This window comes from Paenibacillus sp. ClWae2A (assembly GCF_032452295.1).
GTDB lineage: Bacteria > Bacillota > Bacilli > Paenibacillales > Paenibacillaceae > Paenibacillus.
In genome coordinates this window covers 125406-144034 of sequence record NZ_JAULSQ010000007.1, presented here as the reverse complement: position 1 = coordinate 144034, position 18629 = coordinate 125406, and the positions used below count along the sequence as shown (strand labels likewise).

Annotated in this window: 14 protein-coding genes; 7 read left to right on the top strand and 7 right to left on the bottom strand. The window is 47.4% G+C overall.

All coding sequences use genetic code 11. The features are described from left to right. Positions 1–107: 107 nt before the first annotated feature. From QVE09_RS20465 to QVE09_RS20450, 4 genes are all read right to left on the bottom strand, one after another. The gene (locus QVE09_RS20465; protein WP_315938261.1) at positions 108–2321 is read right to left on the bottom strand and encodes a serine hydrolase domain-containing protein; all 2214 of its coding nucleotides are present in this window, start codon (positions 2319–2321) and stop codon (positions 108–110) included. Between the two features lie 50 nt (positions 2322–2371). After that, positions 2372–3142: a DUF3169 family protein gene (locus QVE09_RS20460; RefSeq protein ID WP_315938260.1), complete on the bottom strand. Its 771-nt coding sequence runs from the start codon at positions 3140–3142 to the stop codon at positions 2372–2374. A 1-nt stretch (position 3143) separates the two neighbouring features. Next, positions 3144–3353 (bottom strand): helix-turn-helix transcriptional regulator, encoded by a 210-nt coding sequence (locus QVE09_RS20455; RefSeq protein WP_017690042.1) that lies wholly within the window; start codon positions 3351–3353, stop codon positions 3144–3146. Positions 3354–3515: 162 nt separating this feature from the next. Further along, positions 3516–4811 carry an MFS transporter gene (locus QVE09_RS20450; RefSeq protein WP_315938259.1) on the bottom strand — a complete coding sequence of 432 codons (1296 nt, stop codon included), beginning with the start codon at positions 4809–4811 and terminating at the stop codon, positions 3516–3518. A gap of 165 nt (positions 4812–4976) precedes the next feature. On the opposite strand from QVE09_RS20450, the gene QVE09_RS20445 reads away from it, so the two are divergent. Next, positions 4977–6863, top strand: coding sequence for an ABC transporter substrate-binding protein (locus QVE09_RS20445; protein WP_315938258.1), 1887 nt, complete (start codon positions 4977–4979; stop codon positions 6861–6863). Between the two features lie 284 nt (positions 6864–7147). Here the strand turns inward: QVE09_RS20445 and QVE09_RS20440 are convergent, their stop codons facing one another. Beyond that, entirely contained in the window at positions 7148–8638 is a 1491-nt protein-coding gene (locus QVE09_RS20440) for a serine hydrolase (protein WP_315938257.1), read from the bottom strand. Between the two features lie 248 nt (positions 8639–8886). Between QVE09_RS20440 and QVE09_RS20435 the strand changes: the two genes are divergently transcribed. The 6 genes from QVE09_RS20435 to QVE09_RS20410 all read left to right on the top strand — a co-directional run bounded on the left by QVE09_RS20435 (position 8887) and on the right by QVE09_RS20410 (position 17745). Continuing rightward, positions 8887–10083, top strand: coding sequence for an outer membrane lipoprotein-sorting protein (locus QVE09_RS20435; RefSeq protein WP_315938256.1), 1197 nt, complete (start codon positions 8887–8889; stop codon positions 10081–10083). 393 nt (positions 10084–10476) lie between these two features. Beyond that, positions 10477–11664 (top strand): alanine racemase, encoded by a 1188-nt coding sequence (gene alr, locus QVE09_RS20430; protein WP_315938255.1) that lies wholly within the window; start codon positions 10477–10479, stop codon positions 11662–11664. A gap of 260 nt (positions 11665–11924) precedes the next feature. After that, positions 11925–12206: a CopG family ribbon-helix-helix protein gene (locus tag QVE09_RS20425; RefSeq protein WP_017690037.1), complete on the top strand. Its 282-nt coding sequence runs from the start codon at positions 11925–11927 to the stop codon at positions 12204–12206. 3 nt (positions 12207–12209) lie between these two features. Further along, entirely contained in the window at positions 12210–12560 is a 351-nt protein-coding gene (locus QVE09_RS20420; RefSeq protein WP_024630714.1) for a type II toxin-antitoxin system PemK/MazF family toxin, read from the top strand. 234 nt (positions 12561–12794) lie between these two features. Beyond that, the gene (locus QVE09_RS20415; RefSeq protein ID WP_315938254.1) at positions 12795–14984 is read left to right on the top strand and encodes an alpha-galactosidase; all 2190 of its coding nucleotides are present in this window, start codon (positions 12795–12797) and stop codon (positions 14982–14984) included. A 538-nt stretch (positions 14985–15522) separates the two neighbouring features. Then, positions 15523–17745: a Tex family protein gene (locus QVE09_RS20410; protein ID WP_315938253.1), complete on the top strand. Its 2223-nt coding sequence runs from the start codon at positions 15523–15525 to the stop codon at positions 17743–17745. Between the two features lie 182 nt (positions 17746–17927). On the opposite strand, the gene cmpA is transcribed toward QVE09_RS20410, so the two are convergent. Then, positions 17928–18071 (bottom strand): cortex morphogenetic protein CmpA, encoded by a 144-nt coding sequence (gene cmpA / locus QVE09_RS20405; RefSeq protein ID WP_017690033.1) that lies wholly within the window; start codon positions 18069–18071, stop codon positions 17928–17930. A 181-nt stretch (positions 18072–18252) separates the two neighbouring features. After that, positions 18253–18609, bottom strand: a complete 357-nt coding sequence (locus tag QVE09_RS20400; protein WP_017690032.1) for a hypothetical protein — start codon at positions 18607–18609, stop codon at positions 18253–18255. Positions 18610–18629: the final 20 nt, after the last annotated feature.

Genomic DNA, 18629 nt, shown 5'->3' with positions numbered 1-18629 from the left:
AGTAACGAAACAGGCTTGTTCGAGAAGGATCTTACCCTTCTGAACAAACCTGTTTTTTCTTGCATCATAAGCATGATATGTCTAATCGGTATGAAGATGTTTTATTTTTACTGTGCTGAAGTCGCAGAAGGGACCGGCGCTGGTACTGGAACCGGAACTGGTGCAGTTTCAGAAGTCTCCTCTGCAGGCTCGGCTCCTTCAGCAGGTTCGGCTTGCGGCTGCTGAGCAGCCATCAGTTCAGCGACAATTTGATCTGTTGGTTGTGTAAGCAGCGCGTACATGATCGCAGCCTCTTCCTGACGAATCAGAGGTTTGCGGGAAAGGAAATCAACAGAACCATCCTCCAATACCTTCACCTCAGGTCCATGGATACCAAGCTTCGCCATCATCTGAACGGCTGGTACAGCCCATGGGTCCGTGTGACCCGCAAGTTTGACATCCGTGAACAGTTCACTAGGATATTGCTGTTGCAGAATTCTCCACATCATGACCATGGCTTCCTGTCGGATAATTACTTGATCCGGTTTAAACTGCGTTTCATCTGCGCCCGTAATCATACCCAATTCATATCCAAGTTGAATATAACCGGCTGCCGCATGGTCTGCCCAGTCGGTGCCTGCAGGAGGCGTTGTTTTGCTGGGCTTCAATCCACTCAGTTTAAGCGTGTTCTCAATAAATTCAGCTCGTGTCACACCTGTTTTTGGTTGGAAAGACTTGTTAGCATCATTCTCATAATATCCAAGAGATTGTATGGCATAGATGGCTTCAGCATAAGGACTGTTCTCACGAACATCCCGGAAGCCCATAGGCTTTTGACCTTTTTTCTCATAGCCCATAGGGTTGAGGTAAGGTTCCTTCATGTATGTGGTGCCATCTGCATTTTCTTTGAAGGCTGTGAATTGACCAGTCAATTCATCTTTGAAGAGATTATCCTCCACTTGAATCAGGTTGCGTTGACCCAGGAATACATCGTTAATACTCAGTTGTCCTGGCTTATCGCCGCCACCTTTCAGGGAACTTACAATCGTGCTAAGTCGAAGATCCGCGTACAATCCGGTGAAGCGTTGCAGCTCAGCTGCGGATTGCGGCGTGTATTTCTTGAACTGTACAGGCTCTGCATATTCCGGGAAGAAGCTCTGAATGAATGCAGGGTAGAACAGATTACGAAGTGCTCCATTTTGATTATACGTCAGGAAAACACCTGTATTTTGCTCAGGAATAAGAAAGAGATAAGAGCTGAATCCGGTCAGGTCGCCTGCTTTCGTAATAACTTTTGGACTACTTCCTGCACCGGGAATCTGAAATGCTGCTTCGAATCCATAGGTGGTGTCCGGCAACAATGGGTGAATGGAAGAACGGTATTGTTCCATGCTTTTCACCGTGGATTCCTTGAGAATTCGCTCGTTGTCCTTCACGCCATCATTCAGGAAAGCAATCATGAACTTCCCAATGTCTTCTGCGGTAGACAACATGCCACCTTGGGGCATTGGTGTTGGAGAGATGGTGTACAGATCAAGCGGGTTATGTGCCGCATCATAACCTATAGCAAGCTGCTTTTGGAACTTTTTGTCCAGCATAAAGCTACTGTTATCCATTCCTAGCGGTTTGAAGATATGTTGCTGCATGTAGGATTCAAAGGGCTCGCCGCTTACATTCTCAACAATCATGCCAAGCAGCAAAAACGAGAAATTATCGTACATGTAGGCGCTACCAGGCTCTCGAACGACAGGAGGCATGTGTTGCCGTGCGTAATCCTCCATCGCTATGTACTTGTCGAAATCAGTATGGATGTCTTCCTGCTGTGGATCACGAATCTCGAATCCGGTCGTGTGTGTGAGCAGGTTCTCCACAGTTACAGGTTTGTCAAAAGGATTATCAAATTCGAGCCCTTTCACATAGGTCTGAAAATCAGCTTGCAGATCAACCTTGCCTTGCTCCACCAGTTGCATTACAGCAGTTGACGTGAACGTTTTGGAGACAGAGGCTACACGGAAGGCAGTCTTTTTGGGATCGATCGCTGTTTTACTCTCCACATCGGAGAAGCCATATCCTTTTTCCGCCAGAACTTTGCCATCCTTCACAACAACAACGGAGGCTCCCACATAATGAGCTTTTGCCTCAGCGGAATCGAAGAATGAATCGAGAAATGCTGTAGCTGATTCGGTTGTCAGCGCTTTCGTCTTTCCCTGTTCGGCAGCTACCGGAGTCGCGGTCTCCGCCTGAACCGCGGGTACCCACAGACTGAGAGACAGAACCACAGCCATAAAAGCTCCTGTTAGGGAGGTGAACCTGAAACGGGTCTTTCGTTTGGATAAATGCATGCAAACACTCCTTTATGAAAATATTTACAAAATAGTTACCTACCCATGTATTACTGATTACTCGCACGATAGGTTTCACGATAATAGATTCCAATGTTGGCAATCCAGATCACAGAGAGCATTACAATCGGGAATGGAGCAAAGGTAAAGAGCATCGAATATAGAACCATAGACACCATTCCAACACCAAGAAGTACATTCATCATCTGAAAAGAACGATAGGCTGCGCGATAGACAAGCCATTTCTCGCCTTCATCCAACTTCTCAAAATGATCCTTTTTCATATTGCGCGAGTTCAGATCCAGAGTGCGTTCAGGATAATAACGGTTGTATCGCTTCACAGTCAGAGTTTGCACGACCACAACGATGATAATAGAGATACACGAAGCAACAAAATTCAAGAGGTTGAACAGTTCTGGAGAATTCGGCATGGTTCGGTTGGATGCATACAAGGACAAGGCAAGTGCTGCCCAGGTAAACGTAAGAATAACGCTGAATCCGCTGAGGATCATCGCTTTTCCGAGGGAGCGCTCTGCGGGAGAGATGAGTGAATCGGAATCTCCATAAGCATCATCTTCCATGGGAGGGACAGATGGCGTGCGGGAGAGACTGAAGATGTTCCACACCGTCATAACTACCACAAGAGCCGCCAGGATTGCGAATAAAAGATCATAGTCATAGTACACGGACAGCGTCCAGTTCAAGTCAGAAGGGAGTTTACTGACTCCGCTAGCTCCGAGAAAGCCGACTACAGCGCCACCTGCTGCATACAGAGGAAGACGCAATCGCTTCTTAATGGATGAGGACGATGAATTTTTCAATCTAATCTCCACCTTTCAATTCAAAGATTTTTTCGACGGGTTCACGAAAGACGTGGGCTATTTTTAATGCCAGGACGACCGATGGGGAGTAATCTCCACGTTCAATCAGGGCAATGGTTTGACGGGATGCGCCGATGAGTTTGGCTAGTTCCGCTTGGGACAGTCGGTCTCTGGCTCGTAACTCCCGAACGTGATTGTGTAATTCTTCCACTTGCTCACCTCCATGAGCCTAATGTACATGATAATTGACTAAATGTAAACTATAATATACAAAATGTTAATGATAATTTACTTATAAACGTTGATAATAGACATGGGAAAAAGAGCCTGCTTGGCTCTCTTGGAAGATTATTTTGTTGTCCGAAAAGTGAAATCAAGATGCATCTGCACACGGCAGATGTTGATTCTGTTCCTCTGCCTTCCGAAGTAACATTCTGAAAAAGATGAGCGCTCCAAGCCCCATCAGGATATACAGACCAGCCATCGCATAGGAGGGCAGAAAGGCTCCGATGGTTAACCCGAGACTGCCGAGGAGGGCAGCAGCGTTGTAACTCAACCCGTCAGCAGCCATATAGGCAGCACGGTCCGAATCTGGAATCATACCCGCGAGCATGACCAGACGAACAGGGGCGTACATCAATTCCCCAATGGTCAGCAGTATAGCGGAGAAGATAAGTAACCAGGCCCAGTTGCTGAAAGCAAGTACAGTGAAACCTGCGGTATAGAGGAGCATACCGACAGTCATGATAGATCGGGACTGGAAGCGTCCGATCCATCTGGAGAATGGAATGGCAACCAAGGCGACCAGTACGGTGTTGATGACCATGATCAGGCTGAACATATGCAGACCTGAGATATCTGAGCCGAACAGTTGGGCGGTGAATTCATTTTTTAGACGAACAGCGATGTATTTATCCAACTGAAATTCCAGGGAGACTGCAAGTACAGTAGCCGTGAAAAATATCATGAAACGTTTGTCCTGAAAGACCGTCCAGTACGTTTTCAGTATGTTCCTCTGGATGGGAGCATCGGCCTCCTTTAGTCTGGTGGATGGACCGGAATTATTGGATTGATCGCCACAATCAAATGCACGTTTATCCATTGTTTCACGAATCATAAAGATCAAAATAAACAGGGTAGCTATACTTTCTAGGCACACCAGACTGAACAATAAGAAACGAAATGATTCGAAAAATAGCCCGCCCATCAGTGCGCCAAAGGTTACAGCAACGTTTGTTGTCCAATATTGCAATCCATATACATAATGACGTTCATGTTCACTGCTTACATCGACAATCATGGCATTAGCAATCGGCACGGTGATCCCTGAACTGAGACTGCTGAGCAGGAACATGAGACAAGTGACAATGATCGAATCCATCCACGGCGAATTGGCGATGGCCAAGCAAAGTAGAGCCACGACCTGCAGAGTTTGTGCAATCACCATTAACTTCTTCCGTCCAATTCGATCAGACCAATACCCTGCCCACAATCCCACAATCATGGAAGCCACAATATTGACCGTCAGCAATAATCCCGCCACACCTGCGCCAATCTGAATACTCAGATAGATCGCCATGAATGGAATGATGGACTTCTGGGTCAGGTCGGTGAAAAAATCAGTAATGATTCGTATCCTGATGTTTGGGTGCAAATCGGCGTATTTCATAAGTCGTTATTCTTCCTTCCCACTGTTCATGTTGATGTTACTGAGTATAATGGAGGAAAACCTGAAGAAAAACTGTAGAAGCAACCGAATGGATTTCGTATTTTAGTAGATGGAGCTAAGTAGTTGAAAGATAGAATTTAGAACATAGAAGAAGTGAGGGCATAAATGGACGTATCAGAACATTACATTCAATTGCGATTGAACTTTCCACATGTGCATGATGAACAAGAAGTACATACAACGACAGGTGAACTCGCCGATCTTTTATGTTGTACCATGCGCAACATGAACCTCATTATGAACAAATTCAAGGAGAACGGATGGGTCAGGTGGAACCCGCAGCGCGGCAGAGGCAAAAAATCGATGCTGGTATTTTGCATCCCGTTGCTTGAGGTAGCTCGAGAACGGTTTGAACACCTCCTGAATGGGAACAGGATGGAGGACGCCTATGAACTGGCCGCCACCTTGCCAATTACGATGAGAGAACATCTGGTGCAGCAAATGCAGCATCAATTTGGTCTGCGTTCGAATGAAGGGGACAGAGGAAGAGTGGATACATTGCGGATTCCGCAGAATACACCTTTTAAGACTCTAGACCCAACGCAGACGGGGATGTGGGGAGAAGTTTTCATCATTGCAGAGGTCTACGATCGTTTGGTTCGTTATAATGCTGAACGCCAAGTCTGCGAGCCGAGTCTGGCTATGGCATGGGAGAGTCATGCGGATGGAAGGGAGTGGAGCTTCTATCTGCACAAAGGCATACCTTTTCATCATGGAAGGATACTGGATGCAGAGGATGTCAAGTTTACCTTTGATCGTATTATCTTTGACAAGAGTAACCCGTGCAGGCCGCTGTTTGGTTCCATTGAGAGCATAGAGGCGTATGACCAGTTGACTGTACGTTTTGTGTTGAACAAGCCCAACTTCATGTTCCCGGATCTAATGAGCAGTATGTGTGCATCTATCCTGCCTAGAGATGTGGAGATGGACCCGCTTCATCCAATTGGAACAGGACCTTATCGATTGACTCGTCATGATTCAAAGCTGCTCGTGCTTGAGGTTTTTCTTGCCTATTTCAGAGGGCGGGCTTATGTGGATCGCGTTGAAGTGTGGCAGCTCCCCCACTCGGCAAAGGCGGAGTCCATCATCAAGCATGATTTATTTCCGGATGCACAACCTCGTGCTGTACAGCATGAGATGCAGGGCGGAGTGTATATGACGTTTAATATGCAAAAGGAAGGGCCACAGCATGATGTGAATTTTCGCCGGGCTGTTCAACAGCTATTGAATGCGCATGAGTTGTCGGAAGCGCTCGGAAGCACGAACACAAAGGCTGCCTATAGTCTGATTCGAGGGCGAGTACAGAAGCAGCATCTAACGGAGGGTACGGATCAAGGGGAGCTACGGAAACAACATCCGGAACAACCGGATGGTTCTTTCATATCTGTACCAGTCCTTTCCGTGGAGACCTCACTGGCGCGGGCCTCAGCATTATTGCGTCGTAGCTCTTACCAAGGGCAGAGTTTAAGCCTGTGGGTGGAAGAAGGCGAGAAGATGGAGGCGGATATGACCTGGTTTGCAGAGAGATGTAAACAGATTGGCCTTCATATCAACATTATGCCGGGAGACCCGGTCCATGCAGTCTATCAAGATGGGTTCGGGGATTGTGATCTGATCTATACAGGAGAAGTGTTCGATGATCATGTCGTGCTGAGTCTCGTGACGATGTACACCTTCCAGAATACGTTATTCCTGATTGCGATGAATGATTACTGGAGACATGAACTGGAACAGGAATGTGGACGAGTTGTCATGATCCAGGAACCTGCAGAGCGGTTGAGTAGATTGATTCGGCTAGAAGATCGACTGATTCAGGAGGCGGTGCTTCTGCCCACGTACAGCTTCAGGGAAGAACACGCCCATCATGATTCGTTGCGAGATTATCGTCTTGCGGGGTATGGTCTGCCTGATCTGCGCAGATTGTGGGTGAAGAGAAGCCCTGGTGCCGAGGAAGAGAATACGAGTTTCCCAGTGTATATTCCGTTGTGGTAGGTAGGTTTGGCTACCACAACGGAAATGAAGCAAGTGTTCTCTATATAAATTGAATTAAACATTTATACAAAACGGAGAGGACAGAAATAACCTGAAGAAGCAGAGCGTTCGCCTGAAAGCTTTCTAAGAGAAAGCTACATCGGAAGCATACGCTTATCCCCGGATTTTCCCTTTATGAAAAGAAATCAAAGAAATCTGGGGATAACAGCGATCAGAAGGTTGTTCTGTCATCGGAGTGACCAGTGTAAACATTCATTAGTTTAATTTATATAGGTTCTGATCATTTACGAAACCCTAATGAATTCAATAGGTTTTGTACCCGGTTCAAGCAACAAAGGAATGGAGACGGATTGAGCGACTTCTGATTCATCCAGGGTGAACGTATACGTGATCTTCAGACCGAATAACACAAATTCGACGGAGAACGTATCTTTTCCGGTGTATTCCATGGGCATTTCGATGGCGTTAAAGGTTGCCTGCAACCCGTCCGTTGTTTCCTGAATAGACATCTCGCCATAACCAGGATGCGTGTAAATACCTGCATAAGCGGTGTAAGGACGATCACAAGGTGTAATATGAGTTTCTTCAATTTTTTCCTCAACGGCAGTGTCTGGCTGAATAGGTACTTCCAAAGAATTCTCCGGATTAGCCTCCGTGTCTGCTGATTCTTTCCCCATTAATTTTCTCAATTTGGAACTCCAATTAACGGGCTCCAATCCAAGCAGTCGGTCCATGATATGAAAAGCAACCGTATACGGAATTATACTTCCGTTGGTATTGCTCAGAACCACGATTCCAATCTGCTCCTCTGGCAAAAAGGCAACTTGTGATGCAAAACCATCAATAGCCCCACCATGATGAATCATGGCATGACCACGATAAGGCTCAATCATCCAACCCAGACCATATGTACTCACAGGCAGTTCTTGGCTTATGAATGGCGAATCACTAGGCATCTGAGGACTATGCATCATCTTCATCTGTTCCTTAGATATCAGTGACGATCCTTCCCATTGACCTTGATGCAACTGGAACTGAAGCCATGCAATCATATCGACTAGATTACTGTTAATGGAACCAGCAGGTCCTACGGCATCAATGGCTCGAAAAGGTATTCTAGTATTCTGACCATCCTTCTCCACATAAGGGTAAGCATAGTCAGACTGAAGTTGCATTTCTTCAACAGAGAACAGACTTGAGTTCATACCCAGCGGAGTAAACAGGGACTTCTGAACCATCTGCTCCCACGACGTTTCATTGAGCTGTCCAACCAGATAACCTGCCGTCATGTACATCAGGTTCTGATACTGCCATTTGTTACGGAAATCCTGATTCGGCTCCAGATACTGTAATGTACGAACAAGTTCTTCTCTTGTACGTGGGGAGTTGTACCATACCAACTCATGCCTTGGAAGACCGGAACGATGACACAGCATGTCGCGAATAGTGATACGTTCTGTTGCGATCGGATCAAACATCTTGAAGTCCTTCATATACGACTTCACAGGGGTATCCCAGTCGAGTATCCCCTGATCCACAAGCAGAGCAGCGGTTGCTGCGGTAAAGGCTTTGGTACTTGAACCGATGGCAAACAATGTACTAGGGGTAACTTCAAGTTTGGACTCCAGGTCACGATAACCGTAGCCCTTTTTCCAGATGACTTTATCCTTATGGATCACAGCCACCGCTGTGCCGACACCATTCCATAATTGAAGCTGCTCGTCGATGAATTCATCCAGTCCTTCCAGTGATGCGCGAAGCTTTGTTTTCGTCATGCTATTCCCTCCCAATATTCAATAAAACGAATAATCTCCTACAATTCACTATGCCTTTTCTGGATAAAGTTAACATCCTCCCCGAGACTGATTTTGCGTAGCAATACCGTATTAACGGACTTCACCGATTGCTTGTCAAACTAGTCCGCATATATCGAACAAGTCCCTCATAACATGTACTAATCAAGTAGGGGTTCTGCTGCAAGCACAATCCTGAAGTGAAAACATGTGCTAAAGGGGATGATGTCATGCGCCGAATATCATGGATGCTTGCCATGGTATTGGTCTTATCGGTCTTGCTTGCCGCCTGCGGGAAGAAGGATGCGGCAGCTGTGGTCAAAGATCTGAACGAAGTCGTAGGAGAGATGGAAAGTTACCAGGGGGCAGGCGTGATGACGCTGCATACCGGAGATGCGCCGCAGCAGTACAAGGTCGAGGTATGGCATCAGAAGCCTTCCTATTATCGTATTGCGTTAACGAATGCCAAAAAGGATGTAACACAGATTGTACTGCGTAACGATGAAGGCGTATTTGTTTTGACGCCGAGCCAGAACAAAAGCTTCCGTTTTCAGAGCAATTGGCCAGATAATCAAGGGCAGGTATATCTCTATGAAACATTGATTCGGAGCATTACGGGGGATACAACCCGTCAGTTTGCGGATGAGAAGGAGAGCTATGTATTTGATGTAGCTGCCAATTATAATACACACGCACTTGTCAGACAGAAAATCTGGCTGAACAAAAGCGATTATGCACCTAAACAGGTGGAGGTATCCGACTCCAATGCCAATGTTGTGGTCGACGTGAAATTTGACTCCTTCAAATTCGGGACTGAATTTGAGAAAGATGCCTTTGATATGCAACGTAACATGACAGCCAATACAGAAGAAGGCGGCAAAACAGGAACGGATTCTGGTGTAACTCCTGCGGAGCAAACAGGTGAGGGCGGTAAAGAACCTGCCAATCCTCAGACTGCGCCTGAACCTGACGGAGCTGTCACTGATGGACAGACAGGTGTAGGTGGGGACACAGAGCAGCAAGGTACAGAAGGTGCTGCAACAGGTCAGGAAGGCGAAGAGCCAACACTCGCAGAACCGGAAGGTGCAGACAGCTTCGGCGTAATTCAGCCGACCTATGCGCCAGAAGGTGTGCAGCTCAAGGATGATCAGATTCTGGAAGAGGCGGGAGACTATTCGGTTATGCTTCGTTATGAAGGAACATATAATTACACGATATTCGAAGCCAGACCGCAGGATCGTGCTGTGTCGCTTGCCCCATCTCGTGTACTGGACCTGGGATTCACATTAGGGATGGTCAGCGGAGATGCACTGCAGACACTGACATGGACGACAGATGGCATAGAATATCGGATCACCAGTGCCGACCTGCCTGATAACGAAATGGTACGTATTGCAACATCCATGCAGGAAGAGTCAGGCAAATGATTTTGAACAAATGAACGAATAGTAGCATAAACATAAGGAATGCTAAGAAGCATCGGAGACCCGTTCTCCGGTGCTTTGCTTTGATGTAAGACAGGTATTCATCTGGCGCCGTTTTTCTTACTCGATACACCCAATAATGCAAAATGCGCTTCTACGCAGAGGGAACCGGGTAAATAATCGATATAAGCAGATTTTGATGGGGTGGAAAGTGGAATTTAGCCCTGCCGATCTCGCTTATTGGTCTTCTTCTGTGTTCGCATTTGTTCCTCAAACGGCGCACCTTACATCTGTTTTTGAATGCGAAACTTCGGTTCATTTGACAGTCACATGCTGGAGCATTACGATGGAGTCTGACGTGAGCCGGATTAAGATGATTAGAGAAGGTGACTTAACGTGCAAGGACAATATCGGCCGACCCAAGCGGAGATCAATTTGGATCATTTGTGTACTAACGTAGAAGCTTTCCGCGAGGCATTGCCTCAGGGCATGAAATTCCTCGCCTGTGTGAAGGCCAATGCCTATGGACACGGAGCGGTGGAGACGGCCAGAGAACTGGAACGAGTGGGTGTGGATTACTTAAGTGTGGCTTTTCTTGACGAAGCTCTGGAACTGCGACAACATGGGATTACGATTCCAATTCTGGTATTGGGTTATACGCCGCCTGAAGGGATCGCTGTTGCATGGCAACATGATGTGACCGTCACACTGTTCAGCAGGGAAGTGCTTGACGCCATTCGACATCTGGATGCGAGCACATTCGCTAACAAACTGAAGGTTCATATCAAAATCGACAGCGGCATGGGCCGATTAGGCCTGTTGCCTGGCGATGAGGCATTGGCTTTCATTCAGGAAGTAGCTTCGCTCAATCAGGTGATGCTGGAAGGCATGTTTACCCATTTTGCCAGAGCAGATGAAGAAGACAAAACCTATACACTGGAGCAGTATAGACGGTTCCAAGGCGTGGTTCATGCGCTCAGGGATCAGGGATGTTCCATCCCGATTATACATACGGCGAACAGCGCCGCTGCCATTGATACACCGGAATTGTCCTATGACATGGTACGTGTGGGAATAAGCCTGTACGGACTGTATCCTTCGGCTGAGGTGAATCATCAGGTGGTGAAGCTGTCCCCGGTATTGACGCTGAAGACAAAAGCGGTTCTGGTCAAAACACTGCCACCCCATTGGGGGATCAGTTACGGAACCCGTTATTTTACGCAAGGTTACGAACGAATAGCGACCCTGCCGATCGGATATGCAGACGGTTTCTCCAGAATGCTGACAGGTAAAGCACAAGTGCTTGTACGCGGCCGCCGCGTCCCTGTCGTCGGTACGATCTGCATGGATCAGTGTATGGTGTCGTTACAATCTTTCGCGGAAGAGGCGGAAGAAATTCAAGTCGGCGAAGAGGTTGTCCTCATCGGTCATCAGTCTGGTGGCGTTATAACCGCAGACGAGGTGGCATCCCAGCTCGGTACGATTGCTTATGAAGTGATCTGCATGATGGCGCACCGCATTCCGCGGGTATATACCCGCGGGGAAGCAGTAGTCGCCAAAATTAATCCACTTTTGACATCCTGACAGGTAAACTGGACGTCATTACCAATAAACTTTTTTTCAGAACAGAAGGAAAACTGTCGGAGCATCTCGAATTATGTACGGCAGTAAGGATTTAATTCCTGAATTGAGATGTTTGGTCTGTACGAATATTGTTCCCCGTGTTTATAATGGAGTACAGCATACTTGATATACTCGGGGCATATATATTCCTTTGTATAAAAGTTCTGGAAAAACGTAATACTGGTTCACAATGGCGAAAGGTTTGTGGGGGTGGAAGAAAGGTGGCCAACTTGCAGAACACCAAGCGGATCATGATCAGTTTACCTGATTATCTTTTGCAGGAAGTGGATGGCATCGTAGCGCTGGAGAATTCCAACCGCAGCGAATTGATTAGGCAGGCTATGAAGCTGTATTTAACGGAGCGTAAGAAACGTTACATCCGTGAAACGATGCAGCGAGGGTACATGGAGATGGCAAAAATTAATCTGACCATGGCATCCGAAGCCTTTCATGCGGAGGAAGATGCGGACAGCACTCTGGACCGCTTAGTTAGCGGGGTGTAGACATTGATCGTAAAACGTGGTGACGTTTTTTTTGCGGATCTTTCTCCCGTTGTCGGTTCCGAGCAAGGTGGAGTCAGGCCGGTTCTGGTGATCCAGAATGATATCGGCAACCGGTTTAGTCCAACTTGTATTGTGGCGGCTATCACCGCCCAAATCCAGAAGGCAAAGCTGCCAACGCATGTTGAAATTGATGCGGCGGCACACGGCTTTGACCGGGACTCGGTTATTTTGCTCGAACAAATACGGACGATTGATAAACAGAGGCTGACTGACAAGATTACCCATCTGGACGAGGAGACCATGAAATTGGTCAACGAAGCCTTACAGATCAGCCTTGGTTTAATCGATTTTTAAGGCAGCAACCAGCGTCTTGTACGCTGCCCTGCCGTCCGTTGGCAATGGATGTTCCTGTAAGGGAACACACTGAATTCAGACTGTAACCAAAAGAGCGTATGACATCCTTCGGGCTGTTATGCGCTCTTTTGATTAAAGCTTGATGAAAGCGTAGAACATTGGCGATCTTTTCGCTATAATGAAACCTGAGAAACCGTTTACCGAAAGACCTATATATAGAGGTGGAGGAGACATATGAGCATTTACATCAATCAGGAGAAACTTCAATTTCATTTACAGACCCGCGAGGCCAGTTACGTATTTCAGGTACTGCCTTCAGGATATTTGGTGCATTTGTATTATGGTAAAAAATTACGCGACACCGATCTGAGCTGGTTGCATGTAAGGACAGAACGAGCATCTTTCAGCCCGAACCCGGTACCAGAGGACCGTACGATTTCATTTGATACATTGGCAGTGGAACTACCCGTGTATGGCACGAGTGATTTCCGTAATCCGGCAATCCAATTGGAACTTGAGAATGGCTCAACGGTTTCGGAGTTTACGTATACAGGCCATCGATTGGTCAAGGGAAAGGCAGCGCTTACCGGACTGCCAGCAACGTATGTTGAATCCGATGAAGAAGCAGAGACACTGGTTATTGAGTTGGAAGACCGCGTTGCTGGCATCAAGATCGAGCTTTCCTATACAGCCTTTACGGCATTTAATGCGATTACACGCTCCATGCGTATCGTTAATGAGAGCGCTACCTCAGTGAATGTGGCGCGCGCGCTCAGTTCATCGGTCGATTTCCCGCATGCTGATTATGAATTGTTGCAATTATCAGGGGCTTGGACACGGGAACGTGATATCGTTCGCAGACCGCTTGCGTCAGGCCTGCAAGGGATTGAGAGTCGTCGCGGTTCAAGCAGTCACCAGCAGAATCCATTTATTGCGCTGATGACACCAGGCACGGATGAAGACCAAGGTGAAGTTTACGGATTCAGTCTCGTCTATAGTGGCAGCTTCACCGCACAGGCTGAAGTGGATCAGTTCCACACCACACGTGTATCGCTCGGGATCAACCCGTTTGAGTTCAGCTGGAAGTTGGAGCCACAGGAAGCGTTCCAGACACCTGAGACAGTTATGGTGTACTCGGCTGCAGGTTTGGACGGCATGTCACAGTCCTACCACGAATTGTATCGGGAGCGTCTGGCACGCGGCAAATTCCGTAATGCAGAGCGTCCGGTGTTGGTTAATAACTGGGAAGCGACTTACTTTGGTTTTGATGCAGACAAGATTGAACAGATCGCTCGTGCTGGACAGAAGCTGGGTATTGAGCTGTTTGTCTTGGATGATGGCTGGTTTGGACACCGGGACAGTGACAACTCCTCGCTGGGTGACTGGATTGTAGATAAAAACAAATTGCCTCAGGGCCTGGATGATCTGGCTAACCGCGTAACAGGTCTGGATATGCAGTTCGGATTGTGGTTCGAGCCTGAGATGATCTCACCAGACAGTGAGCTGTACCGTGCGCATCCAGACTGGTGTCTGCATGTGCCAGATCGTCGCCGGACAGAAGGACGTCAGCAACTGGTCCTCGACTTCTCTCGTCAGGATGTACGTGATGAGATTGTACGCATGTTAACAGACGTACTTGGTTCTGCACCAATCACTTATGTGAAATGGGACATGAACCGGAATATGACGGAAGTGGGTTCTGCGTTGCTTCCGGCAGACAGACAGCGTGAGACCGCGCATCGTTACATGCTGGGGTTGTATGACGTGATGGAACGAATCACTTCGGCGTTCCCGAACATTCTGTTCGAGAGTTGTTCAGGTGGTGGTGGCCGCTTCGATCCAGGTATGTTGTATTACATGCCACAGACGTGGACAAGTGATAACACGGATGCTATCTCCCGTTTGCGGATTCAATACGGTACCAGTCTTGTGTATCCGGTGAGTTCAATGGGTTCGCATATCTCAGCGGTACCGAATCATCAGGTTAACCGGATCACTTCTCTTGAAATTCGGGGACATGTTGCGATGTCGGGCAACTTCGGGTACGAGCTGGACCTGACGAAATTCACGGAGGAAGAGAACAACATCGTGAAAGCCCAGGTTGAGCTGTACAAAGAGATTCGTGGAACGGTTCAATATGGAACATTCCGTCGCTTGCTCAGTCCGTTTGAAGGCAATGAGACAGCGTGGATGTTTATTGCACCGGACGGAAGCGAAGCCGTTGTATTCTACTTCCGCGTGCTCTCTGAGCCCAATGCGCCACTTCAGCGGCTGAAGTTGAAAGGATTGGACCCTAATGCGGATTACCGTCTGAAAGGCCGATCAGAGACCTTTACCGGCGATGCACTCATGTATGGCGGTATTTCGGTAGGCAGCACATCAGGAGACTATCTGAGCGAGATGTTCCGGTTCGAGCGCGTCTAGAATAAGTGAACTACATTTTATTTACACGGATACTACGATGACAGAACAACCTTGCAATCGCTGTTATCCCCAGATTTTTTGATTCCCTTTCTCAAAGGGAAAATCCGGAGATAGTGTATGCTTCCGATGTAGCTTTCTTTCGGAAAGCTTTTAGGCGAGTGTATGCTTTCGAAGTAGCTTTCTGCAGAAAGCTTGTAGCTTCGCTTTTTCAGGTTTTTTCTGTCCTCTCCGTTGTCGTGTAAATGAGCAGTTTCACTTATTAGATTGCTATTGTATTTAAAGTTTTAAAAAAAGGAGGACCGGGGAGCGTTGTGATGACGTTTTTCGGTCTTTTTTTGACGTAATGGGGAAGGCTGGAGGATGACATCATTCTGTCAGAACTTGTATGCTTGTGGATTGATGGAAATCTGGACGTGATTCTGTGATAATATAGGGTAGAGTGGAAGCAACAAATGGTTCAACTATACTGTAATTACAGCAGCAAAGCTGCCCTGAAATGATTATAACGAACGATTCAGGAAGGAAAGAGGGATTTATTTTGTCTGAACAGGAAACGGTTCTGGAACCCAATGAAGAAACAATAAAGGCAGAACGCCATGAACGAATCATCAAACAGGTAGCCAAGGAACTGTCACTGTCCTTGAAGCAGGTCCGCACAACGTCGGAGCTTCTGGACGAAGGCAATACGATTCCATTTATCGCCCGCTACCGTAAAGAAATGACTGGAGAGCTGGATGAGAACCAGCTGCGATCGATTGAAGAACGCATTGTTTATCTGCGCAATCTTGAGGATCGCAAATTGGAAGTCATCCGTATTATAGAGGAACAGGGCAAACTGACCGGAGAACTGAAGCAATCCATTACGCAGGCTGTGAAGCTGCAGGAAGTGGAAGACTTGTATCGACCTTACCGTCAGAAGCGGAAAACGCGTGCCAGTGTGGCCAAGGAAAAAGGTCTTGAACCCCTTGCTGTATGGATCTGGGGTCAACCGAAACAAGGCGATGCACTCCAGGAAGCTGCGAAATATATCAATGCTGAACTGGGCGTAGAAGATGCGGAGTCGGCACTTCAGGGAGCCAAAGACATTCTCGCTGAGAACATCGCAGATGATGCTGCCATTCGTGCCTGGATTCGTCGGTACACCTTGGATCACGGCATGCTGACTTCGGAAGCGAAGGATGCTCAAGAGGAGTCCGTGTACGAGAATTATTATGATTACCGCGAATTAGCCAAAAAGATGCCTCCACACCGTATTCTCGCGATTAATCGCGGTGAACGTGAGAGTATTCTGAAAGTCGGCCTGGACGTACAGGCAGAACCGGCCCATCGCCATATGGAAGGACAGATCATTCGCGGTGCTTCTGCCGTGCAGGATATCCTGCGTGATGTGATTGAAGATGCATACAAGCGGCTGATTGCGCCTTCCATCGAGCGCGAAGTTCGTGGAGAACTCACGGAAAAAGGTGAGAATCAGGCCATATCGGTATTCTCGGCCAATCTGCGTAACCTGTTGCTTCAACCGCCGATTCATGGCAAACGTGTGCTGGGTGTCGATCCGGCCTATCGTACCGGTTGTAAACTGGCTGTAGTTGATGATACGGGCAAGCTGCTGGAAGTGGCTGTGACCTACCCAACGCCACCACACAACAAGAAACGTGAAGCAGCGGAAGTATTCCATCGCATGATCAAGCAATATGATATCGGACTGATCGTCATTGGTAATGGTACCGGATCACGTGAGACGGAGCAGTTTGTGGCCGAGATCATTCAGGAGAACGGTGATGAAAGTCTTGTGTATCTGATTGTTAACGAAGCTGGTGCAAGTGTGTATTCTGCATCCAAGCTGGCCCAGGACGAATTCCCTGATCTGGATGTTGCGGAGCGCAGTGCAGCTTCCATTGCTCGCCGAGTGCAAGACCCGCTGGCTGAGTTGGTTAAGATTGATCCCAAAGCCATTGGCGTGGGTCAATATCAGCATGACGTATCTCAGAAGATCCTGGAAGAAAGCCTAAAGGCTGTCGTGGAATCCGCAGTTAACCATGTGGGTGTGGATGTGAATACGGCATCACCTTCGTTGCTGTCATATGTTGCCGGAGTTAACGCTACGATTGCCAAAAACATCGTGAAGTACCGCGAAGAAAATGGCCGGTTTACGAACCGTCGTCAGCTTCAGAAGGTGCCACGTCTGGGTGCCAAAACCTATGAGCAGTGCGTAGGCTTCATGCGTATTGGCGAGGGCGAGAATCCATTGGATCGTACACCGATTCACCCTGAGTCTTACAAGGTAGTGGATCAGCTGTTCAAGGAGCTTCAGGTTGCACTGAACAAGCTAGGCAGCAAGGAACTGTCGGTATTACTGTCAGAGCAACAGCCAGAGCAATTGGCTGTGAAACTGGACGTAGGTGTGCCTACATTGCGTGACATTTTGGACAGCTTGCAGCGTCCGGGTCGTGACCCGCGTGAAGAAATGCCGTTGCCAATCTTCCGTACAGATGTATTGAAAATTGAGGATCTGGTAGAAGGCATGGAGTTGCAAGGTACGGTTCGGAACGTAATTGATTTTGGTGCCTTTGTTGATATTGGAATTAAGAGTGATGGGCTTGTCCATATCTCACAGCTCAGCAACGGATATGTTAAACATCCGATGGATGTTGTATCTGTCGGGGATAATGTAACGGTCTGGGTTATGAATGTGGATACCAAAAAAGGCCGTGTCGGCCTTACGATGAAGAAGCCTGCTTCTGCGCAACAGTCTTCTTAAGTAATAGGATTGGAGAACAGCCTTCCCTGACCAGGAAGGCTGTTTGTTGTTGACAGTAATAGTCCCGTTGTCCGTTCTAATTCCTTTAGTAAGTACGGTGGGAATAATGATGGCTTTTTCTTAAAGTGTGTGTTCAAAAGGCCATCCTTAGTAATCCAAAGCAGACTTGTATGAACAACCTCTTAAAGTTCGTTCTCCGCGCTGCGTGGTGTGCCATTTGCTGGTTTGTTGCGATAAAAGAACCAGCATTCGTTCAGCAATTTGATTTGACGGCTATCCTTTTTGTGAAATGCACGCATCAGTTGATTGCAAAGCCATTGAGGCAAGGGTATCTCCTCCTCTTGCATAATTCATCTGTACGTTAGCATATGTGGCAATAGCCTGGACTGTGCGGGATAAGTGGAGGCCTCCGGCAAATCAATCTTGTTCACTTAAAAAAAAGCACAAATCCCAATTCAGGGAGATGTGCTTTTGTTCTTATCATTATAAAATGATAACTGCGGTGAATTAGAGAGCTTCCATCTCTTCTTCATACCATTGTTCCAATTGGGCCTGAAGAGCCCGGATTTCGGTAAGCAGAGAAATCAAAGGATAATGGCTTTCACGTAGTGCTGCAAAAGATTCTTCAAGCGCATTGATATAATCAAGGCCGCCGATGATAGTAAGATTTTCGTTCAGGAGATCGAGGCTGTCACATTCGGCGATCGCCCAAGGCAGGACAGGGACATCTGCTGCAGTGAGTTTATCAATTTCCTTGTGCAGGCGCAGGTTGAGCGCACTGAGTTGATAGGCGTAATCTGCCGGCATTTCCACGAACTGCAATTGTTGTTCCTGCTGCAGGATGACATAGCGCATTGTAGGCATAACGAGTAATAATCTCCCCT